The 20112-nt window shown below is 30.4% G+C and carries 11 protein-coding genes; 1 reads left to right on the forward strand and 10 read right to left on the reverse strand.

Annotated elements, in window-relative coordinates; translation table 11 throughout:
- Positions 1 to 61: 61 nt before the first annotated feature.
- Positions 62 to 877, reverse strand: coding sequence for a helix-turn-helix domain-containing protein (locus tag BQ5344_RS10390; protein WP_071125250.1), 816 nt, complete (start codon positions 875 to 877; stop codon positions 62 to 64).
- 246 nt (positions 878 to 1123) lie between these two features.
- On the opposite strand from BQ5344_RS10390, the gene BQ5344_RS10395 reads away from it, so the two are divergent.
- The gene (locus BQ5344_RS10395) at positions 1124 to 1648 is read left to right on the forward strand and encodes a hypothetical protein (protein ID WP_071125251.1); all 525 of its coding nucleotides are present in this window, start codon (positions 1124 to 1126) and stop codon (positions 1646 to 1648) included.
- Between the two features lie 128 nt (positions 1649 to 1776).
- On the opposite strand, the gene BQ5344_RS10400 is transcribed toward BQ5344_RS10395, so the two are convergent.
- The 9 genes from BQ5344_RS10400 to BQ5344_RS10440 form a co-directional block, all read right to left on the reverse strand.
- Positions 1777 to 2199: a hypothetical protein gene (locus BQ5344_RS10400; protein ID WP_071125252.1), complete on the reverse strand. Its 423-nt coding sequence runs from the start codon at positions 2197 to 2199 to the stop codon at positions 1777 to 1779.
- Between the two features lie 33 nt (positions 2200 to 2232).
- Positions 2233 to 4044, reverse strand: coding sequence for a translational GTPase TypA (gene typA, locus BQ5344_RS10405; protein ID WP_071125253.1), 1812 nt, complete (start codon positions 4042 to 4044; stop codon positions 2233 to 2235).
- Between the two features lie 346 nt (positions 4045 to 4390).
- Complete coding sequence (locus tag BQ5344_RS10410; protein WP_071125254.1) at positions 4391 to 5386, reverse strand: endo alpha-1,4 polygalactosaminidase; 996 nt, start codon at positions 5384 to 5386, stop codon at positions 4391 to 4393.
- Positions 5387 to 5415: 29 nt separating this feature from the next.
- Positions 5416 to 6366 (reverse strand): metallophosphoesterase family protein, encoded by a 951-nt coding sequence (locus tag BQ5344_RS10415; RefSeq protein WP_235846150.1) that lies wholly within the window; start codon positions 6364 to 6366, stop codon positions 5416 to 5418.
- A 135-nt stretch (positions 6367 to 6501) separates the two neighbouring features.
- Positions 6502 to 7923: a phospholipase D-like domain-containing protein gene (locus BQ5344_RS10420; protein WP_071125256.1), complete on the reverse strand. Its 1422-nt coding sequence runs from the start codon at positions 7921 to 7923 to the stop codon at positions 6502 to 6504.
- A 281-nt stretch (positions 7924 to 8204) separates the two neighbouring features.
- Entirely contained in the window at positions 8205 to 16739 is an 8535-nt protein-coding gene (locus tag BQ5344_RS10425) for an autotransporter-associated N-terminal domain-containing protein (protein WP_071125257.1), read from the reverse strand.
- A 1154-nt stretch (positions 16740 to 17893) separates the two neighbouring features.
- Positions 17894 to 18475, reverse strand: a complete 582-nt coding sequence (locus BQ5344_RS10430; RefSeq protein ID WP_071125258.1) for a hypothetical protein — start codon at positions 18473 to 18475, stop codon at positions 17894 to 17896.
- A 73-nt stretch (positions 18476 to 18548) separates the two neighbouring features.
- Positions 18549 to 19151, reverse strand: a complete 603-nt coding sequence (locus BQ5344_RS10435) for an ACP phosphodiesterase (protein ID WP_071125259.1) — start codon at positions 19149 to 19151, stop codon at positions 18549 to 18551.
- A 142-nt stretch (positions 19152 to 19293) separates the two neighbouring features.
- Positions 19294 to 20052: a nitroreductase family protein gene (locus BQ5344_RS10440; RefSeq protein WP_071125260.1), complete on the reverse strand. Its 759-nt coding sequence runs from the start codon at positions 20050 to 20052 to the stop codon at positions 19294 to 19296.
- Positions 20053 to 20112 lie beyond the last annotated feature (60 nt).

Consider the following 20112-nt stretch of genomic DNA (forward strand, 5'->3'; position numbering starts at 1 on the left):
ATAAATTTCTAAATTTAGAGCAAATAAAAAACTGAAGCTTCAAAAATTAAGTAGCTTCAGTTTATTTTTTTGAATAAAATGTTGAAGAAGTTGTATTCGTATTAATTTCAATTACTTCTTTAACAAGTTTTGGAATATTTATTAAGAATGGAAAATCGGAGGAGGTTGGTTTTCTAAATTTTAATGTGTATTCTTTATCCAGTGGAAAAGTAATAGCTTTGTTTTCTTTTGCACGTATGGAATTTCTTAGATAAAAAAAGTCTTTCAAAGCACTTCCTTTTTCTATTGAGCAACCTATAATCCAATATTTACCGTTAGGAATATTTTCAAAAATACATCTGTTTTTTACTTTAGTAGAAATTAAAACTTTTCCAAAATCAGGTAAATCATCAGGAATACAATTTTTAAAAAGTCCTATAAATGTAATTTCACTTTCATAGTTTTCTGGATAAATTAAATTTACATATAAAAAATTTTTAGCTTTATTTATTTTTAAAGCTTTATTGTAAGGAATTTCTGTCACTTCACTTGAATTTATATAATTTTTGATAGTTTTATAAAATTTTTTTATAGTTTTTTTATAGTTTGATGGTGAAATTCCCGTATATTTTTTAAAAATATTTGAAAAAGTGCCTGAACTATTGTAACCTGTTCTTATTTGAGCCGTGATGATATTCTCATTTTCGTTAATTATTATTTCCAAAGCCTTTTCTATTTTCAAAAATGAAAGAAAATGACTTGCCGAAAACCCTGTTTTTTTCTTAAATTTTTTACTAAATTCAAATTTACTGTATCCAAATTCTCTAGCAGTGCCTTCAACAGTACAACTTTTTTCAATATTTTTTCTCATATATTCGGCAATCTCTTTTATTTTCATTTTATCAGCTCATTTCTTTTAAACCTTTTATTTTAATAATAAATAACAATTTAAAGTTTTAATTAATATTTTTTATTCTTCTATTATTATACCACATAAAATTAGTATATATTTTATTTTTAAATAAATAATAAAATCTTTTTATGAAAATTTATTTTTTCACAATTTATGATAAGTTTTTTGTATTTTTCAAGGTATTATATAATTAGATATGGTGTATTAATAAATTTTTTAGGAGATGATTTTATGAAAAAAATATTATCAGTATTAATCTTAATTTTGTTAACAATTGTAAGTTGTGGTGGAAAACATGCTACTCAAAAAGACTTTGAAAATACAATGGCTTCTTTACAAAAAGGAAATGTTTCATCATTAGTAGGAAATGATAAAGAAACAGCAGAAGCACTAATGTTGTTCACTGACGGATACAAAAAAATAACATATAAAATAAACAAAGTTACTACAAATAATAATGAATCTATTTTGAATGTTACAATGAAATCTCCTGCCTTAACAGGAGTAATGGAAGAAATTCAAAAAAAATCTATGCAAAATCTAGATAAGTTGATGGGAAAATCTGGAAAAGAACTAGAAGAAGAAAGTAAAAAGATTTTTTCAGAAGTTATTTCGCAAAAATTAAATAGTCCTAATTTGAAATACAATGAAGAAACATTTGATGTTATCTATACAAAAAAAGGTAATACTTGGGAAATAAGCCCTGAAAAAAATGAAAAACTTCTAAAAGCACTAACATTAGGTATACAAATGTAACATTCTTATAAAAAATAAAAAAAGTTGCTATAAAATTTAAGATTTCAAATATAAAAGATAACTTGAATTCTATTTTTATAGCAATTTTTTTATAATTTAAAATAAAGTTTTAAATAATTTTATTTTTATTATTTTTCAAAACTATCAAGCCATTCGATAAGTTCCAAAAAATCTTCCACTTTTCTTATTTGCTGCAAATATCTTAAATCTATTATTTTTTCTGATTTTCTATGATAAAAAAATTCTACATCCCACAATTGTGTCTTTATAAAACCTTCTTTGGGAATATATTTATAAAAATCATACTTTTCAATATTTGCTCTAAAATATTTTAATTTTGCAAAACAAAGCTGATATTTTCTAAAAACTATTTCTAAAATATTATTTTGTGAAATAAACTTATGTGAAAAATATAAGCGTTCTGGTGTATTATTTCTTCTAGTTATCCATTGCCTTCTGGAATTTATTTCCAAACTATATTTTTCAATAAATCTTATTTTTTCATCTGACAGCTCGGCTTTTAATTTTTCTTGCAGTTTTATATTATCCATAAAAATCACATCGCTACTAATTTATATTAATATTTAATTTTTAGAGTTTTCATATTTCTTTCTATCATTAGCATTCAAATATTTTTTTCTAAGTCTGATAGAGTTAGGCGTAATTTCCACTAATTCATCATTTTCAATATATTCAAGTGCAAGTTCCAGCGTAAATTCCTTTGGAGGTGTCAATTTCACAGCATCATCACTTCCAGCGGCTCTCATATTTGTAAGTTTTTTACCTTTGCATACATTTACAACTAAGTCGTTTTCTCTTGAATGCTCTCCAACTATCATTCCTTCGTAAACTTCGACTCCTGGTCCTATAAATAAGATTCCACGTGGCTGTAAATTATTTAATGAATAACCTAGACTTGTTCCAGGCTCCATTGCGATTAAAACTCCTCTTCTTCGTCCTGTAACTTCTCCCTTGAAAGCTCCATATTCAAAGAATGAGTGATTTATAATTCCTGTTCCTCTTGTTTCCGTCAAAAATTCATTTCTAAATCCGATTAATCCACGTGAAGGCACTTTGAACTCAAGTCTTGTATATCCGTCGCTTCCTTGATTCATGTTTACCATTTCACCTTTTCTAAGTCCTAATTTTTCAATTACAACTCCTACAAACTCATCGGCAACATCGATAATTGCAAGTTCGATTGGCTCTAGTTTTTGTCCGTTTTCTTCTTTAAAAATAACTTCAGGTTTTGAAACTGCCACTTCGTAGCCTTCTCTTCTCATATTTTCAAGCAAAATAGATAATTGAAGCTCTCCTCTTCCTTTTACAATAAATGCATCTGGCGAATCTGTCATTTCAAGCCTCATACTCACGTTATGATTTACTTCCTTTTGCAATCTTTCCAAAATATTTCTCGAAGTTACAAATTTTCCATCTTGCCCTGCAAATGGCGAATCATTTACCATAAAGGTCATCGCAAGTGTCGGTTCATCAATATCAATTAATGGTAATGGCTTAGGATTTTCTTTACTTGCCACAGTTTCTCCTATATCAATTTGTTCAATTCCTGCAATTGTTACAATATCTCCAGCAAACGCTGCTTCCATTTCAACTTTTTTAAGTCCGTCATATCCATAAATTCTAGTAACTTTACCATTTACCAAGTCACCATTTCTCTTAATCAATGTAATTTCCTGATTTTTTTCAATTTTTCCGTTATAGATTCTTCCAGTTCCTAATTTTCCTACATATTCGTCATATTCAGTATTTGTAACAAGCATTTGAAGCGGCTCATTCACATCTCCTTCAGGATCTTCCACATGCTCCATAATTTTATCATAAAGCGGTTTCATATCCTTATCTTCATCTTCCAGTTCCAATTTAGCAAATCCATTTTTTGCAGACGCATAAACTACTGGAAAATCAAGCTGAATATCATTTGCTCCTAAATCCACAAATAAGTCAAAAACAGAATCCACAACTGCATCAGGATCTGAATTTGGCCTGTCAATCTTATTAACTACCACAATTGGACGAAGTCCATGCTCTAACGCCTGTTTCAATACATATTTAGTCTGTGGCATAACACCTTCAAATGCATCTACCAGAAGTAAAACAGAATCTACCATTTTCAATATTCTCTGTACTTCCCCACCAAAATCCGCATGGCCAGGAGTATCCACAATATTTATCTTATAACCATCATAATGAAATGAAGCGTTTTTAGAAAAAATCGTAATCCCTCTTTCTCTCTCCAAATCATTACTATCCATAATTCTTTCATCTACTTTTTCATGTTCCCCAAATGTTCCTGCCTGTTTCAATAAAGCATCGACAAGAGTCGTTTTTCCGTGATCTACGTGTGCAATAATTGCAATGTTTTTAATTTTGTTCATTTTTTGTTTTAACAAATTTATTGTTAATATTTCCTCCTTAAATTTTAAAGTATTCCCCTAAGGGCGAGGAGTAGAGGTGAAATTCATGCTCTTATCTATTCAAGATGTAATAAATAATTACAAAAAGAATAAATATTGCAATGAAATCTACCATCTCACTACCTCCTTTATATAATATTTTGTGAGTTGTGCTAAAAACTCACCTAAAATATTATAACAAAAAAGACTGGATTTTTCCAGTCTAATTTGTAGCACATTTTTTTAAATATTATACAAAGTCTCCCTTAGGGAATTTTACACATTTATTATATCATATTTTCTAAAAATGTCAATCCAAAAAAATTTTCTAATCAATAAGTTTTCCAGTTTTTTCAGATTTATCTTCAAAGTTGTAATAGGTATCTACTGTATCTAATAAATAACCGTCTACACCAATTTCATCCAATTTTTTCTGATAATCCTTAACTATTTGTTTCCATTCGCTACTCCAATATTTAACAATGAAATTCCCCTTCCAATAAGGGTTTTCTTCTACTATCCAGATAGGTCTCCTATTTTTATTGTTCCATTCTTCCTTCCAGTAATTTCTATAGTTCTCAGCTTCTCCAATACTGAAATAGGCAATTACTTTACGTATCGCTCCATTTTTCTTTCTTTTTAAAACTGAAATTTGATCCTTTGTCATAAATTTACCATTATGTGACAATTCTATTAATAATAAATCATAGTCCGTTTCTTTTAAATATTCAAAAAACACATCTATATTTTTAAATTTCTCAGGATTTAACAATACAAGAAAGTTTTTGACATCTGCTAATGAAGTTATATTGTCTGCATTAAAACTCTGTACTGGAACATACGTCATGTTTGCCTCAAATGATGGCAACAACTCATTTATAAATTTTGTTTCTTCAGACTTTTTTAACAAATCCTGCCTAACTTTTTTACCACTTCCATAATTTATTACAAATACTGGCTTCCCATATTTTCTAACAGGTATTAACCAATTTAACAACTGTTCCTTTTGTTTTTTTGACGTTGGATTTGTCAATTTAAATTCTGCCCCATAATAAAGAGATTCCTGTGTTGTTCCATCTGTCACATTGATAAAATCTTTATTTAATTTACCGTTATAAAAATACAATTCATTTCCATTTTGAGTAATTAGCAATCTATCTCTAGATGTATTTTTTTTAATTTCTAGAATTAATTCACGCATTCTATTCCGATATATTTCACTTCCTGCTTCATAATTTCTTAAATTATTAATCTTTTTATATTTTTGCTGTGAAAAACAGTAAATTGAAAAAACTAAAAATAATATTAGTAATTTTGTTTTCATATCTACCTCTATTTTTTGTTAATTTAATTTTAAATATTTTTACTAAACATCTTTTTATATTTTTCAAAAAATTTTTTTAACACTTTCTTTTCTTCTCTATCTAGTTTTTTCAAAATCCTAATTTTTTCGATTCCACTTTTTCCACTTTTAATCTTATATTTTTCAGCATCTATAAGCTCTGCTGCTTCCTCATTCCAGATTTCTCTAAAGACTTTATCCAGAACTTCTGGAAACTGAATATATTCATCTTCATAAACATAAATTTCTTTTTGACTCTTCACTTCTACACATCCTAAAAAATGCGTAAAAAATGCACCGCAATCTATTCCCTTTATTCTATCAGTTTTTTTAGAAATTCTTCCATTTATATTAGGCGTATGACCAAAATATATGTTTTTACCTTTGTATTCTTCAAGTTCTACATTTTCCATAAGCCAAAACTCTTCTCTGGTCCAAAGCACTGTTTCCTTTTCTTGCTTTTCCAAAACCTTCTTCAAATCAAGCCCTGCATGTACAAATATATTTTCATTCCCAGAAATTATCAAAGGGCAGTTTTTAAGCCATTTCACAAGCCATTCTATTTCTTCCAAAAAATTCTCTTCATGCCAATCTTTCATATCCTTATTTTCAAAATATTTAGAATTTCTAAAAACAGAATATTCTGTTTCATATCTAATTGGATAATCATTTTCCAAGTCCTCCAGAAGCATATCCTCATGATTTCCCAAAATAAACTTTAAGTTATACCCAAGTTTTCTCATTTTCATACATTTCATATAAATTTCATAAGACTTTTTACCTCTGTCACAAATATCTCCTATAATCACAAGTAAATCTTCTCTTTTTAATTTAATTTTATCCAGCATTTTCAAAAACAAATCATATTGTCCATGAATATCTGACATTACAAAAATTCGATTATAATCATTCTCATTTATTTTTTCTATCTTAATCTTGTTCGTCTTAATTTCACTTTCCATAAAAATCACTCTTTTTCTTTTAATAAAATCCATATATTTATTCTTTAAATTTTTCAAATAAATTATTTTAATTATTAGGACAAACCTTTACTGCAAGATAAGTATTTAAGGCAATGAGCAATCCTGCATTTATCTTTAAAAAGCCCCAAATCCATTCATTTCCATAAACCTGAATAACAAATCATTCATTAACTTTTCATTTTTTTCTGTATCATAAGGTAATGTAAATTCTCCATCTCTATTTGTCCATAATCTGTCATAATAATCCAAAATATCTTTAGAAATTTTCTGATCATAAGCTGACATAATTTTTAGTTCATTTTCTAAATTAAAATTACGCATATTTCTTCTTGTAAAGTTTGTTGAACCGCCGTAAGTTATCAGATAATCATTTTTTAAAATAGAAAGCATTTTTACGTGATACATTTCCTCTCCTTTGTTATAAAACTTGATATTTATGTCATAATTATGTTTTCTTGCATATTTCATTAGTTCTCCAGCAGCAGCTTTGTTTGGGAGTCCTGCATTTGAATTATTCAAAATTATCTCAAATTTTACTCCACGCCGTGCAGCTTTCCTTATATCTTTAATTATTCCTCTATCTGCAAGAAAGAACTGGGCAATAATGACTTTTTCCCCAAACTGTGTATTTTTTAATTCTTGGGAAATATCTTTAGCTGTTGCTCCATTCGTAAAATATTGTAATTTTAGCTTGTCATTTGATGAAAATGGAATTTTACTAAAATCCTTATCTGGTAATTTTTGCTTTAAACTTCCGTCTTTTTTAGTAATTTTTGCAGCTGGCTTTTCTCCTTCGTAAATTTCCTTAATAATTGGCGATGAAAACTTAAATGCCACATTTGAGTGCTTTGAACCTTCTGCATGTGGATTTGCTGATGTCAGCATTGCTGTAGTTTCATTCATAATCAGTTTTCTGTGATTAGCTTTAGCATTTAATGCTCGTAAAATGCTACGTATTGTAACTTTGTCAGTCCCTTCGTAAATTGGATTTTTAGTTTTTCCACGATTTTTTGGATTTCCAAAAGGTTGTATAAAAAGACGCCATGGAGCCGAATAAACAAGCATTGGATCTCTTAATTTTGTCAAATCCACATATCCAATTTTTACACCTGCCCGCTCCAGCTTCTTATGAGTTTTGTTGTCAAATGCCCCATAAAAAGTGTTACTTTCATCGAGTATCAAGTATATTTCCACATTCGGATTTTTTTCCCTTTTTTCGAGTATTTTCTGTGCAAACTCCTCTGCAATCGGCAAAGGCTGCAACTTTTCCTTAACACCTTTTCCTAAAAAATCATTAAATACAAAAATATCCATTAGAAAAAAATCCTCTGCCTTATCCAAAATATCATAAGCCTGCTCCCAAATCTGCCTTTCATAATGCGTTTCCCCATCTTTTTTATACGTCAAATCATAATAAAAATCCACATTATCTGCATTATAAACTTCACTTTTCATTGTAAGTCCTTCTGAAAGTGACGTACACGAAATCGTTCCCAATATTAAAAATATAAATATCAAAATATTTTTCTTATTCACACTAATTCTCCTTTTTTACAAAAAATACTTAAAAATTAAATTTATAGTAAAATTACTTTAAAACTGAACTCAAAAGTTATGATTATTTTACTTAAACTATAAATTTATATAGTTTTTAATAGTTTAATTTTAAATCTTATATTTAATTATACCAATATTTATAAAATTTTTCTACCTTAAATTAAAATAAAAAGAAAGGCCACCTATATGGCAGCCTCTCTCTAAGTTTAAGCTATTTCCTTTCCTTCAAACATTATTAAATCTAAAGTTTATACTCTGTATTAGTACAATACTTTCAATCCTAATCCTGCTTTGAAGTTATGTCCTTTTGTTTCGTATCCTGTGTTTACTAAGAATCCTAATCTTCCATTATCCAATCCTAAGTTTAGATGTGACTTGAAGTTTCCTTTCTTGTCTTCTTTATCTCCTTTGATTGTATAATAGTCTGTCCATGCTCCTACAATTCTTGCTTCATTTTCTACACTGTTTACTTTTCCAATTTCATTTTCATAAGCAAATCCTAATGTAGCTGTGAAGTTTGTATTCTTGAACACTGGTTGAGTGTATTTGAAGTCAATTCCTACATTTGGTTTTACTGAAATGTAGTCATCGCTCTTAACATTCAATGCCATATCTCCAACTTCGTGGATTCCTGAGAATCTTCCGTATTCAGCTTTAATTCCTACACTTGGAACAATGCTAAATCCATCATTTATTACAAATGCTTTTTCAAGTCCAATGTTTGCTCCTGCACCATAAGAATAGTAATTAGCTTTTGCTCTAAATTCTTGATCAATTACCCAGAATCTACGTTTAGTATCGTTTCTACCGATGAATCCGTCTCCACCTATGTTAAGTCTAAGAGTTCCATTTTCATCAAGTGGTATTTGTTTGAATGCTCCAACTTTAGCCATTGCTTGATTTTCGTATGATTTAGATAAATCTTTGAATGTAAAGTAGTTGTTTACAACCCCTGCATACCATCCAGAAGATTCACCAAGTCTTACAGTTTCATCTTCGTGAACATAAACAAATCCTCCTGCATTACTGAACCAATCAGGCATTCCAGCTGTATCAGTTTTAAATTCATTTCTTTGTCCAAAGGCTTTGAACTTGTTAGAATCTTTAGAACCATTAGATTCTCCTCTAAGTCCATTTATTTCTCCACCAAGAATATCAGATGTTGCTTTAATTCTTTGTTGAACTCCACCATAAATGTGTCCTCTCATTTGGTCAAATGCTTGAGCTAGGATATGTCCTTCTCCATTACCTAAAGTATTAAGTTTATTAAAGATAACTTTTTCAGGGCTTCCTGGTCTTGCAATTTCATAAATGTTATCCAAGTTATTAGTAAAGTTTATAAGTGATTTATCATCATCAAATGCAAATGAGTGGTAAGGTACTTTACTCATGTACACTTCTGATAATTGATTATCATCAGATATTTTTGCTAATACTTGCCAAGTTAAGCTTGCTGATAATGGATTAATTCTTGCTCCACCTGGTAATTTATTCAACGCATCGTTAAATGGTTTCAAGATATTACTCTTAGCAACAAGATTTCCATTTTCGTCATATTTATCTCCAATTCTAATTGCTTTAGAGTTTGTATAAAGTGTTGCTTCTGTTCCGAAGTACAAGTCAACTTTTCCTAATTTACGTAAGTTTTCAATACCATTGATTGGGTTAGTATATCTAACTCCTGATGTATCAACATACATTCCGATACTTGTAACTTCTGACATTTGCTCTCTGTTATGGTGAGGCCAAGCTGGGTTACCCCATTCATCTTTCGTATTAAGATCAATTATTCTTGTTCCACCAGTTTGAATACTACTTGTTACAGTTATATTCTTAGCAAAATCTCCAGGGTTTGCAGCATCACTTTCAACATTGAAGATTGGAGTATCAATACCATCAACACTTATCTTAGTTAACGGTACGATGTCTGGAGCAGTTATAGTTGTTCCAACTCCTGTTGTCTTAGGATTTCCTGCTGTACCTTCTTCAATTGAAGATTCAGTTCCTCCATATAAGTCAGTTCCACCTTTTCCGTTAGTTTGTCCTGCAGTTTTAGCTGCTGCAGTTAAGTATCTTGGATCTGTTGATGAAAGAACTTCTGTAGGATTTCCGTTTGCGTCAACAAGGAATCTTGAACCATCAGTTACGATTCCATAAGAACCTGTTCCTGTTACATTAATAGTTCCATAGTTCTTAATGTATCCTCCATTGATTGCAACTACCCCTTTCAAGTTTTGAGCATTACCAGTAATTGTTCCGTGGTTTTCTCCGATTGCTCCTCTGTCAAGGTACATACCGATTGAACTTTCACCTTCTAGGTTAATTGTTCCATAGTTAAGTGCTTTAGATCCAGTACCAGTTGCGAACATTCCGATACCTTCTTTTTCCTTAACATTGATTATTCCTCTATTTACAACGTATCCTTCTTCTTGTGTTCTGTCAAATGTTCCGTCAGTTTTATAAACATTACGTCCTGCGGCCATCGCTGCTGAATATCTCATGTTGATTGTATCTGACATACCAGTTGTAATTGTTCCGTAGTTAGTTGAAGCTACTCCAGTGTTACTTGAGAATACCCCAACGTTTCCGAATCCTAAACTATCGTTATTTTGATTATCAACATCATATTTAGATCTTAGGTCAATTGTTCCGTAGTTATCAATTGCCCCTTTTGTATAGTAAGCTGTATTGTAATCTCCATCCATTGTTACGTTAGCATAAGATTTTCCTGTTGATGCAGTATCTAATGAGTAGTAATATACAGCATTTCCTTGTTCATAAACTTCTTCTGGAACTTTAGGGTTTGTAGGTTTTGTTGATTTAACATGTCCACCTGCATTGTTATTTGTAGAGTATGCCAATCTAATTGTTGGTTGATCTGTAGCAGTACCAATTGTTACATTTGTTGGTGCTCCTCCATTTTTCTCAGCCATTACAATACCGTATGAGAATCTGTCGATATCCATATCAGCACTTACATTAATGTTTCTTGCAGTATTTGTTCTAGTTTGATTACTATCAATGTAAACCCCGATTACTGAATCTCTTTCTCTTGGAACATCTAATGCTGATAATAAGTTATTAGGGTTAGCATATTGAGTTTGTCTATTAATTGGGTATGCTCCTGGTGTAGTTGATACTCCTGATGTTGTTTGAACATGTCCCATTACAGTGTCATTTCCTACTAAAATCTTAGTTTGTTGGATATTTACATTTCCATCTCCTGAGTAAATTCCGTAGTTATTTTTGTTAACTGTAATTTGAGATTTACTTCCATCAGCTTTAGCACCTGTATTTACGTTATATCCATAAATAGCCCAGCTTCCTATATTCTTATCATTTGTAGAATCTCCAATTGTAATATCTCCGTGGTTTGTAATAGTTGTATAAGTTCCACCAGCATTACCATTAGCAGCGTTTGCAAAGATACCAACATTGGCTTTCTTCATATCTTCAGAAGTAATCTTGTTAGCTTGTTCATTCAATGAATCATTAAGTTTAATGTTACCATAGTTTACAAATGTACCTTTATTAACTACAGCTCCATAAGCTCTTACATTAGTAACAGATGATTTATCTTCTTCAATGTTACCTCTGTTAGTTACAGTGTCTCCAGCATCATTAGTGTTTACTAAGATACCAGCGATACCTTTATGTGTACCTCTAGTAGTTGATGGAGTTGCTGCTTTTGATTCAGCTATTTCGTATGCCAAGTCTACACCTGCAGAATCAGCTTTATTAGTAAATTTAATATCTAAATCATTTGAAGCAGTTGTCACTTGTGTATTTCTACCACCAAATACCATAGCAAATCCATTTTTATTACTTGCTCCGTTGTAATTGTATTGGAATGTCTTCAAGTGATTTGCACCAGTTGCAACATGAGTATCATCCATTGCCCATAATCCTACTCCATTATCAGCTGTTTCTACTGTAAACTTATCAGAAAGTAAGTTTATTTCAGCACTTTCAGCATAAATACCTACACCATTTTTACCTGTGAAAATATCATTTTTACCTAAGTTAATATCAAGTGAACCAGGAGCAAAATTAGTTGCTTTTGTTCCCCATCCAGCAAAGGCTCCATCACTTGCACCTGTAAGATTGATTACTCCTCCAGCATTAGCAGATCCATTAGCATAATTTGTATTGCTGTTTACTAATGCGATACCTACTCCTCTCGCATCAGGAGCTGTTACATCTGAGTTTGAAACATCAATACCAGTTGTTCCTGCTTTAGTATTTATATAATCAATTGTTACACCACTTGCCAATCCATCATTTCTATTTTCAGCATATATACCTGTTGATTTTTCTCCTGCAACATAAATTTTTCCATCTTCATGTCTAATTGCAACAGAGTTGTCAACACCAGTAAAGTTATTTTCATTAGCATAGTTATATCCAACATATCCATCAGAAATACCAACAATACCGTAGTTTTCACCACTAGCAACAGATTCTGCAGCTCTATTTGCATTATCTCCTAATGTTGCAATATGAGCAGGTTGTTCATATTTACCTGTTACAATAATTTCAGAATTTTTAAGGTTTTTAATAACACTTCCGTCAGTTCCAACAATAGCATTACCGTGATCTACTTTTACAGTTGCAACCTTAGTTCCATCACCATTTATGACAGTTCCAAAGTTTACAAGAAGTCCTGTAATTGGTGCTGATGTAACAGTAGTATCTTTAGAACCTCCCCAGAAGTTTACTATTCCTAAGTTAGTAAATCCTGATTCACCTTTTCTTGTTTTTCTCCATGTTGTATCATTAGCATTTTTAACATCATTCCATCTGCCCAAAGAGTTCCCCATTGCAAGTCCAACATTTTTAACTTGATAATTAGTTTTTCCTTTTGCATCTTTTAAGTCTCTCTCTCTAGCATCTCCTGAAATTGTCTTACCATTATTTGTCAAATAAGTACTTTCCATTTTAAGATCATTGAAAGTATCATTTTTATCAGTAGCTGGGGTACCTGTTGCTTTTGTTTTTTCAATATCTTCTATATTAACATCTTCATCAATTTTCATAGTATTATTGATTAAAGTAACATCTATTAAATGATTATCCTGATTTTCAATTTTCATTTTACCAGCATAAGCACCAATTCCACCTAAGAAGTTTGTTGCCGCTTTTCCGTCTCCACTTCCACCTGCTTTATCTTGATTCCATACCAATTCTTCAGCAGCTTGATTAATCACACCTATAGTTACATTATCTGATAGAATATTAGCTGTAACGTTGCTCATACCTTTATATTTAGCATTATCCCAAATATTACCTTCAGTTACGTCAGCTGGACGAGTAACATCTGCTGCATAATCCCATTCTCTAGCAGTTGAATCTCCATTTTGACGAATATTTCCATAAATATTTCCAGTTAATAATATTCCATCATACATATCAAGAGCTGTATCGCCTGTAAATGTAATATTCGCAGCATCATTTGTTCCAAAACGTTTTACATAGAATGGCGAAACATTTGTATGAGTATTTGTTGTACTGATTCTTTTCGCATTTCTAGTTTTTCCAGCTGTATGAACCGTAGCTTTAGTATCAGAAGCAATAGAACCTGTTGTACTATTATTGTTTTGGTTTACAATATTACCTTTAAATTTAATTGTTCCACCATTTTCAGCATACAATCCACCAAATTCATTGTCAATAATAGTTACATCTTCCATTTTTATTGTACCATTACTTTTAGCAATAGCTCCAACACCGAATATTAAAGAGTCATCTGAATTTGTATTAGCTCCAGCTTCTTCAAATGTCGTAGCTGCTGCTGCTCCTGCAATCTCAATTTGTCCACCATTTTCAGCATAAGCACCAATATTTTCATATGTACGTGCTTTGTTTGTATCAGTCATTCCGTTATAAGCATTGTTATTCAATGTTAACCAGTCAGCTGCAACAACTTTTCCTTCAACTGTTACTTTAGAAGCGAAATCACCACTATTAGAACGTCCGTTAGCATAAGCAACAACTGATTGAGATCCTGCAGCTCTTACATCTCCTTCAGCTTTTATTTCCCCACCATTTGTAGCAAGGAAAGCAAATCCATTTTTAGCCATTAAGTCAACGGCTTTTGCAAAATGAATCTTACTTGCTCTATTATCTGTAACACTATTTCCGAGGAAGTTTTGCATGTTATTATTGTCTTTTAATTCTCCAGCTGCATACCCCATTACATGACCTGTACTTACTCCACTTAATTTTATATCTGCAAAAGTTCTTTTAGAATCTTGTAATCCATCAGTAATATTATTTGTATTATCTTCCCCTACTTTTACACTTGTTCCATTTCTAGAATAGATTGAGATACCATTTCTAACATCACTATTAAATCCAACATTAAATTTATTAACAATGACATCTTTTAATCCAGTAGCTGAACCTTTACCTGCCATTACAGCTCCAGGATTAAGATCTTTATATTGTGAACTTGCAGCATAAATAGCTATTGCACGGTTATTAGAACCTCCATCTCCACCAAAAGCTCCTTGCAATTCAATGTTTCCATTAAAAATTCCTCCTGTACCTATAGCGGCTCCACTAGCTCCACGTAGAGGTGTTAACGCAACCATAATGGAATTATCTCCTTGCATTTGTACATCGTGTAAAGATAATTTAGAATTGGCTCCTACAGCTGCACCATATCCATAATACACTACATTATTATTTCCATATGTAAAGATACGTCCTTTATTTTGTGTATTCCATGTTTCAAGAGTATCAGTAAATCCAGCATCACTATTAGTTATTTTTAAGTCATTTGCAGCAGCAAGCATATTATATACAACATTATTGTTACCTTTAAATCTTACATCATATTGCCCTTTTATTTCAGTAGTTCCTTGTAATCCACCACCAGTTTCAGGACTTGTTCCTTCTTGAAAGTTAAATGCAACATTACCATCTGTCTTTCCTACAGCTCTATTATCAATAACTCCATTTGTTGTATTAAAGTTTGCTATTGAATTGCTAGTTCCTTGAAAATCAAGAGTGATATTAGAACTTGAAGATGTTCCTGTATTTATTACGTAAGCACCTGCATTACCATTATATAATGAAACATCAACATCATCAATAGTTAAATTTGCACCAGCTAAAGCTTTTGCAAATGCTCCACCATTAAATCCAGTTACATTTCCTTGGTTATAACTGATATGTGCGTCAAGATATTTTACATCCATAGTTTGATTTGTAAGCAATAATACGTCACGTCTTGAGAGACTACTGTAACCACCACTATTATAATTACTAGTTGCTGTACTGTACCAAGTCCATGCATTTGTAGCTAAATCTCCTGCTACAGTATTTATTTTACGTCTTACATAAGTTCCTTGATCAGTTCCTGCTGAGTGCTGTCCTGAAGTATAAGTATAATGAGCAGCTGTCAAAGTCCCTTGCATAGATGCATGGTAAGCATTCCACCAATCAGTAGTTGAAAAAGGTGTATGAGCTGCTATTGCTGCTGCTTGAGCTGCATTTGCAGCATTAGTTGCAGTTGTGTGAGCATTATCATATACTGTCTTATAATAATTTGCATTGGTATTATTAGCATTTATATTTACAGTTGGATTTTCTACATAATAATCTATAATAGCATCAGCGAGAGTTGCACTAGTTTCTCCTCTTGCTCGCCATTGAGCAGTCCATGGTACGCTAAATCCTGTAGAAACACCATCATATCCAGTACTTCCATTACCATCAACAACACTTGCAAACCCACTAGTATAATAGCTTCCTGGTGTAAAGTATGTATTGTTTGTATATCCTCCTCCTGGTTTAGTAGAATTTGGAGCAGGTGCAGTTAAGTTATAGTAATAAACTCCTGCAGTCCAGCTAGCACCTGGTAACCACGAATAATAAGTAGTTCCTCCTGCATAGCTATTATGATGTCCCCATACTTCACTACCTGAAGCACTATTTCCATTATACAAAACACCTTTATTAGTACTTGATGTTCCTGTTAAATTAGTATTGTAAGTACTTTGAAAAACATTTCTTGTGCTTCCATTCCATCCATCATAAGTTCTCATTCTACTATAAACTCTATCAAAAGTACTGTCACTTCCCCAAGCTTTATCATTTAATACTGGGCTTGCAGGATTTAGAGTATATCCTGTAGTAGTTCCATTTTGAACATAATTAGCTGGTAAGTTTATACTGTTACTTGTATAAATAACTGGATTATAACTTACCGCATTTGGCATATTAATATTATCCATTCTTTCAGGAACATAAGGTTTATAAGGCTCATGTACATTAGCTGGATTAATAGTTAATGAATTTGGCTCTTGGTTACGAGGTATATTTAAGTTAGTAGCCCCGTACAAATGTTTATTTGCATCAAATACATATTTAGTCAAATCATTATCTCTTCTGTAATATTCTAGGAATTTACCTCCACGTCCTCTGTAAGTAGTTCCCCAGTCGTTATTTGTATATCCTGTACCAAATTGGAATGATGCCCATGGACTTTTAATTACTTGTTCTCCTTGTTGCAACAACATTGCAAGTTCTCTTTCGGCACCTTTTAAAGATTGCTCATTTTCTTTTCTAGCACGTATGAAAGACTGTCTAAGATCAGTAATGGCATCGTATGTTTGTGCTGTTACTTCCTGTTGTTCTGTAACCACATCGGCAATAAGTGTTCTAGGCACAAATGTAAGAAGCCCAGTAACAAGGAAAGTGATTAACAGGCTGTCAGAATAGTGTACATCTTTACATCTTTTCACAAATGATCGCAAATCTTTAGCAATCTGTCGTAAGTTATTACTCATATCTTCCTCCTTAAAATTATGAAAATAGTCAAAAAGTGACTATTAAGCAGTATAATGTTTCATTCTGTACCAAAAAAGTAAGTACTAGAATAGTCAATAATAAAAAACAAAAGATTAAAAACATGATTTTGAAACTATAATAAATTCAGAAAAATAAATAAAAACAATATATAGTGAAAGTTACTAAGAGCACTAATAAGTGATTTTTTGTAGAAATAATTAATTTTTTGTTAAAATTGGTAAGTGAGTGATAGTGATTTCAACAAATAAAAAATTAACTACTTTTTTATTTTTAAAATTATAATCCTTATAATACTAGATATAAACTAAATTTTTAATTTGTCAAGAAGATGGTTAGTTACCATATTAATTTATATACAATATTTTAAGTTCAAATAATTTTTTAGATTAACGAATTAATTACCAAAAAGCAATATTCAATTCGCTTATAGCCCTTTTTTACTTCCTATTTGGGATAAGAAATTTCTCATAAAATCAAATTTTCTATTTTCTAATTAATAACACATACAATCATTCATAAAATTTTATACAGCAAAAGCAACATAATACATATTCATAAGAAAAACTTATTTTATATCATGTTGACTTGTCTCCTTTTCTTTATTTGTACAGTTATAATTAAAAAACGATAATTTTTTTACTATTTTAAAAACACAAAATTTCTTACTCTCTAAAAAAATATTTCTTTTTTTAATCTTTTTCTAATTTTATTAAATTGTTCATTAAATCAATGTTTTTGACACAACGGATACAATAGCTCAACTTTACAAAACTTACTATTCCTCAAGATTTTCCTTTTTTTTATTTATAAAATTATTAAATCCGTATCATTTTACAAAGACTATTGAAACAATCTTAGTATACCCTATAAAAAAAAATATGTCAAGTTTTTTTGATAAAAAACACATTTTGAAAAGCAAAATTAATTAAATACTAATTTCTTTGTGTTTTCATATTAATTATAAAATATTATTTTTTTAAAAAAGATTAAAAAATAAAAAATAAGCAAAATGAAAAAATTAAACAAATTTTAACAAAATTATTTTTAAATAAATTCTATATATAAAAAAAACTTATAAAATATCAAAATTCTATAAGTTTCAAAAATTATTTTTTAATTGTTACACAGTTATTTATTTAACAACTTGCCATTTATTGTCGCTACCTTTTTTAAATTTAACTGTTGAAGTAGCTAAATTAATTTTTTTTGTTTTTGTTAGATAATCATACTGTAATTTTATATATTTATCAATATTAACTTCTATTTCATCTTTTGAATTATCAACTTTTTCTACATATTTACTAGCATTATCTCCCAAATACTTATTTAAAGCATTTTCATCGTATCCTTTTATCAAAAATACAACTTCACCTTCATTTCCATTTTCATTCACTTTGTAAACAGATACATCAAACTGCTCAATAAGCATTGTATTTGAATCTTCCCATTGTTTTTTTAATGTCGCATTATTTTTTTTAGCAACATATTTATCAACATCAGGGTTTATAGATTTTAACATCTGTCTTGAACCATAATTTGAAATTTCTTGCAAAACTTTTGCATAGTCTTCTGCTGCTGCTTTTAATGAATCATATTTTTTTACTTCTACAGACTCTTTTGATGGTGCTGCATTTGCCACAGCTGGTACAGCTATTAATTGTCCCACAACCATTAATCCCATTAGCATTTTTCTTACTTTTTTAAATTTTATCATTTTTCTTCTTCCTCCAATTTCTTTCTATTAAACTATATTTAAAAATCAAAATTATAGCAAAAACGCTCTAAAATCAAACTTTATTTTCAAAAAATTTTTTTATACTTTCTTCTTTTACATAAAAAAATTCGTTTATTGATCTTTCTTCAAAAGAATTATAGCCTTTTTTTAATTCTTGCACAGCTAATTTTAAAATCTCTCCTTTTCTAACTCTTTGAGAAATTCCATAAAATGCACGCTCCAAAAAATCAATATTTTTGTAATTTGACATTACTTTCTCACTGTTAATCCATTTGAAAGTTCCAACAAAATTTTTTGGAAAAACTTTTTGATTTTCAGATACATTATACAATATTTTCTTTTCAATATTATTAATATTTTCATTGAATAATCTATTAAAATTTTGGGATAAAAAATGATCAATAAACATATCTGCCACAATTCCTTTAAAAATACCAAATTTTTCTGTAAGCAACTCATTTAGAAAATTCTCATTCCTATCAGAAATGCCGTCTATTATCCTATGTAAGACAATTCCTTCTTTCAATTCATCAGAAAGATCTATTTTATCAACTAACCCTTTGTAAAAATCTCCGGTAAAATTTCCATACAGCGTTTTTTTATTTGCCTTTTCATCAATTTCCAACGAAATCAGCGAATGTGCTAAAAAATTCATAATATTTTCTCTTTCCCACTTTACTTTTAAAACTAAGCCATATTAAATCATAAAAATTAAAGAAATTTAGAATTTTCCCTATTTTTTTATAATTTCAAAAATAATTTAATCTAGTAATTTCCGTTCTAAAAAATTCCATTAATTATTTCTTATCCAGTTCATCAGCAAATCTGAATCCCTGATCTTCCAAGTCCTGTTTTGATGTATTATAGAAATTTTCGTAAATTCTTGCAATCATTTCCTTGTATGAAGGTAATTGTGGTGTACCATTTTCTTCACGCCATTCTATCGTGTCTTTTTCGTGAAATTCCACTCCTTCCTCCACTTTTTTCGCATTATAAGTATCTTCAAATACAAATGTATCTAATGGAACTCTTGGTTTTACTCTTGTCAATTTTCTTTCAACAGGCACTCCGATAGTAGTCCCAACAATTGGAAATACATATTCTGGAAGTTCCAACATTTTTATAAATTCTTTTGTTGCTTTTCTTATTGCCCCAATTACAGTAGTCCCGTATCCAAGTGCATGAGCCGCAGTTTGCAATGCATTTACCATTATTCCAGCGTCCACTGCACCAACTAGCAATCCATCCGCAGATTTTGGTCCAATATTTCTCTTTCCAACAGAATTTGCAGCATAAACTCCACGATGAAAGTCAACTAAGACAAATACAAAAGCACCAGCCTGTGTAATATGTTTCTGTCCTCCGCAAAGTTCTGCAATTTTTTCCAATTTTTCCTTATCTTTTATGATAATTAACGAAGTCTGCTGTCCATTAACTGAATTTGCAGCTCTTTGAGCAGTCGCAAGTATTGTCTTTAAATCTTCTTCTTTTATCGTTTCCCCTGTAAATTCCCTTACAGAACGTCTATTTTGCAATTGTTTTATTACTTCATTCATTCAAATCACATCCTTTTTTCAATTTGTTTAATTAATGTTATCACATTATATTTGTATTGT

The organism is Leptotrichia massiliensis (assembly GCF_900104625.1).
Lineage (GTDB): Bacteria > Fusobacteriota > Fusobacteriia > Fusobacteriales > Leptotrichiaceae > Leptotrichia > Leptotrichia massiliensis.

Bases quoted from the DNA above. Each gene is read 5' to 3' on its own strand.
- BQ5344_RS10390 (WP_071125250.1), bottom strand. From the start codon at position 877: ATGAAAATAAAAGAGATTGCCGAATATATGAGAAAAAATATTGAAAAA.
- BQ5344_RS10395 (WP_071125251.1), top strand. From the start codon at position 1,124: ATGAAAAAAATATTATCAGTATTAATCTTAATTTTGTTAACAATTGTA.
- BQ5344_RS10400 (WP_071125252.1), bottom strand. From the start codon at position 2,199: ATGGATAATATAAAACTGCAAGAAAAATTAAAAGCCGAGCTGTCAGAT.
- typA (WP_071125253.1), bottom strand. From the start codon at position 4,044: ATGAACAAAATTAAAAACATTGCAATTATTGCACACGTAGATCACGGA.
- BQ5344_RS10410 (WP_071125254.1), bottom strand. From the start codon at position 5,386: ATGAAAACAAAATTACTAATATTATTTTTAGTTTTTTCAATTTACTGT.
- BQ5344_RS10415 (WP_235846150.1), bottom strand. From the start codon at position 6,366: ATGGAAAGTGAAATTAAGACGAACAAGATTAAGATAGAAAAAATAAAT.
- BQ5344_RS10425 (WP_071125257.1), bottom strand. From the start codon at position 16,739: ATGAGTAATAACTTACGACAGATTGCTAAAGATTTGCGATCATTTGTG.
- BQ5344_RS10430 (WP_071125258.1), bottom strand. From the start codon at position 18,475: ATGATAAAATTTAAAAAAGTAAGAAAAATGCTAATGGGATTAATGGTT.
- BQ5344_RS10435 (WP_071125259.1), bottom strand. From the start codon at position 19,151: ATGAATTTTTTAGCACATTCGCTGATTTCGTTGGAAATTGATGAAAAG.
- BQ5344_RS10440 (WP_071125260.1), bottom strand. From the start codon at position 20,052: ATGAATGAAGTAATAAAACAATTGCAAAATAGACGTTCTGTAAGGGAA.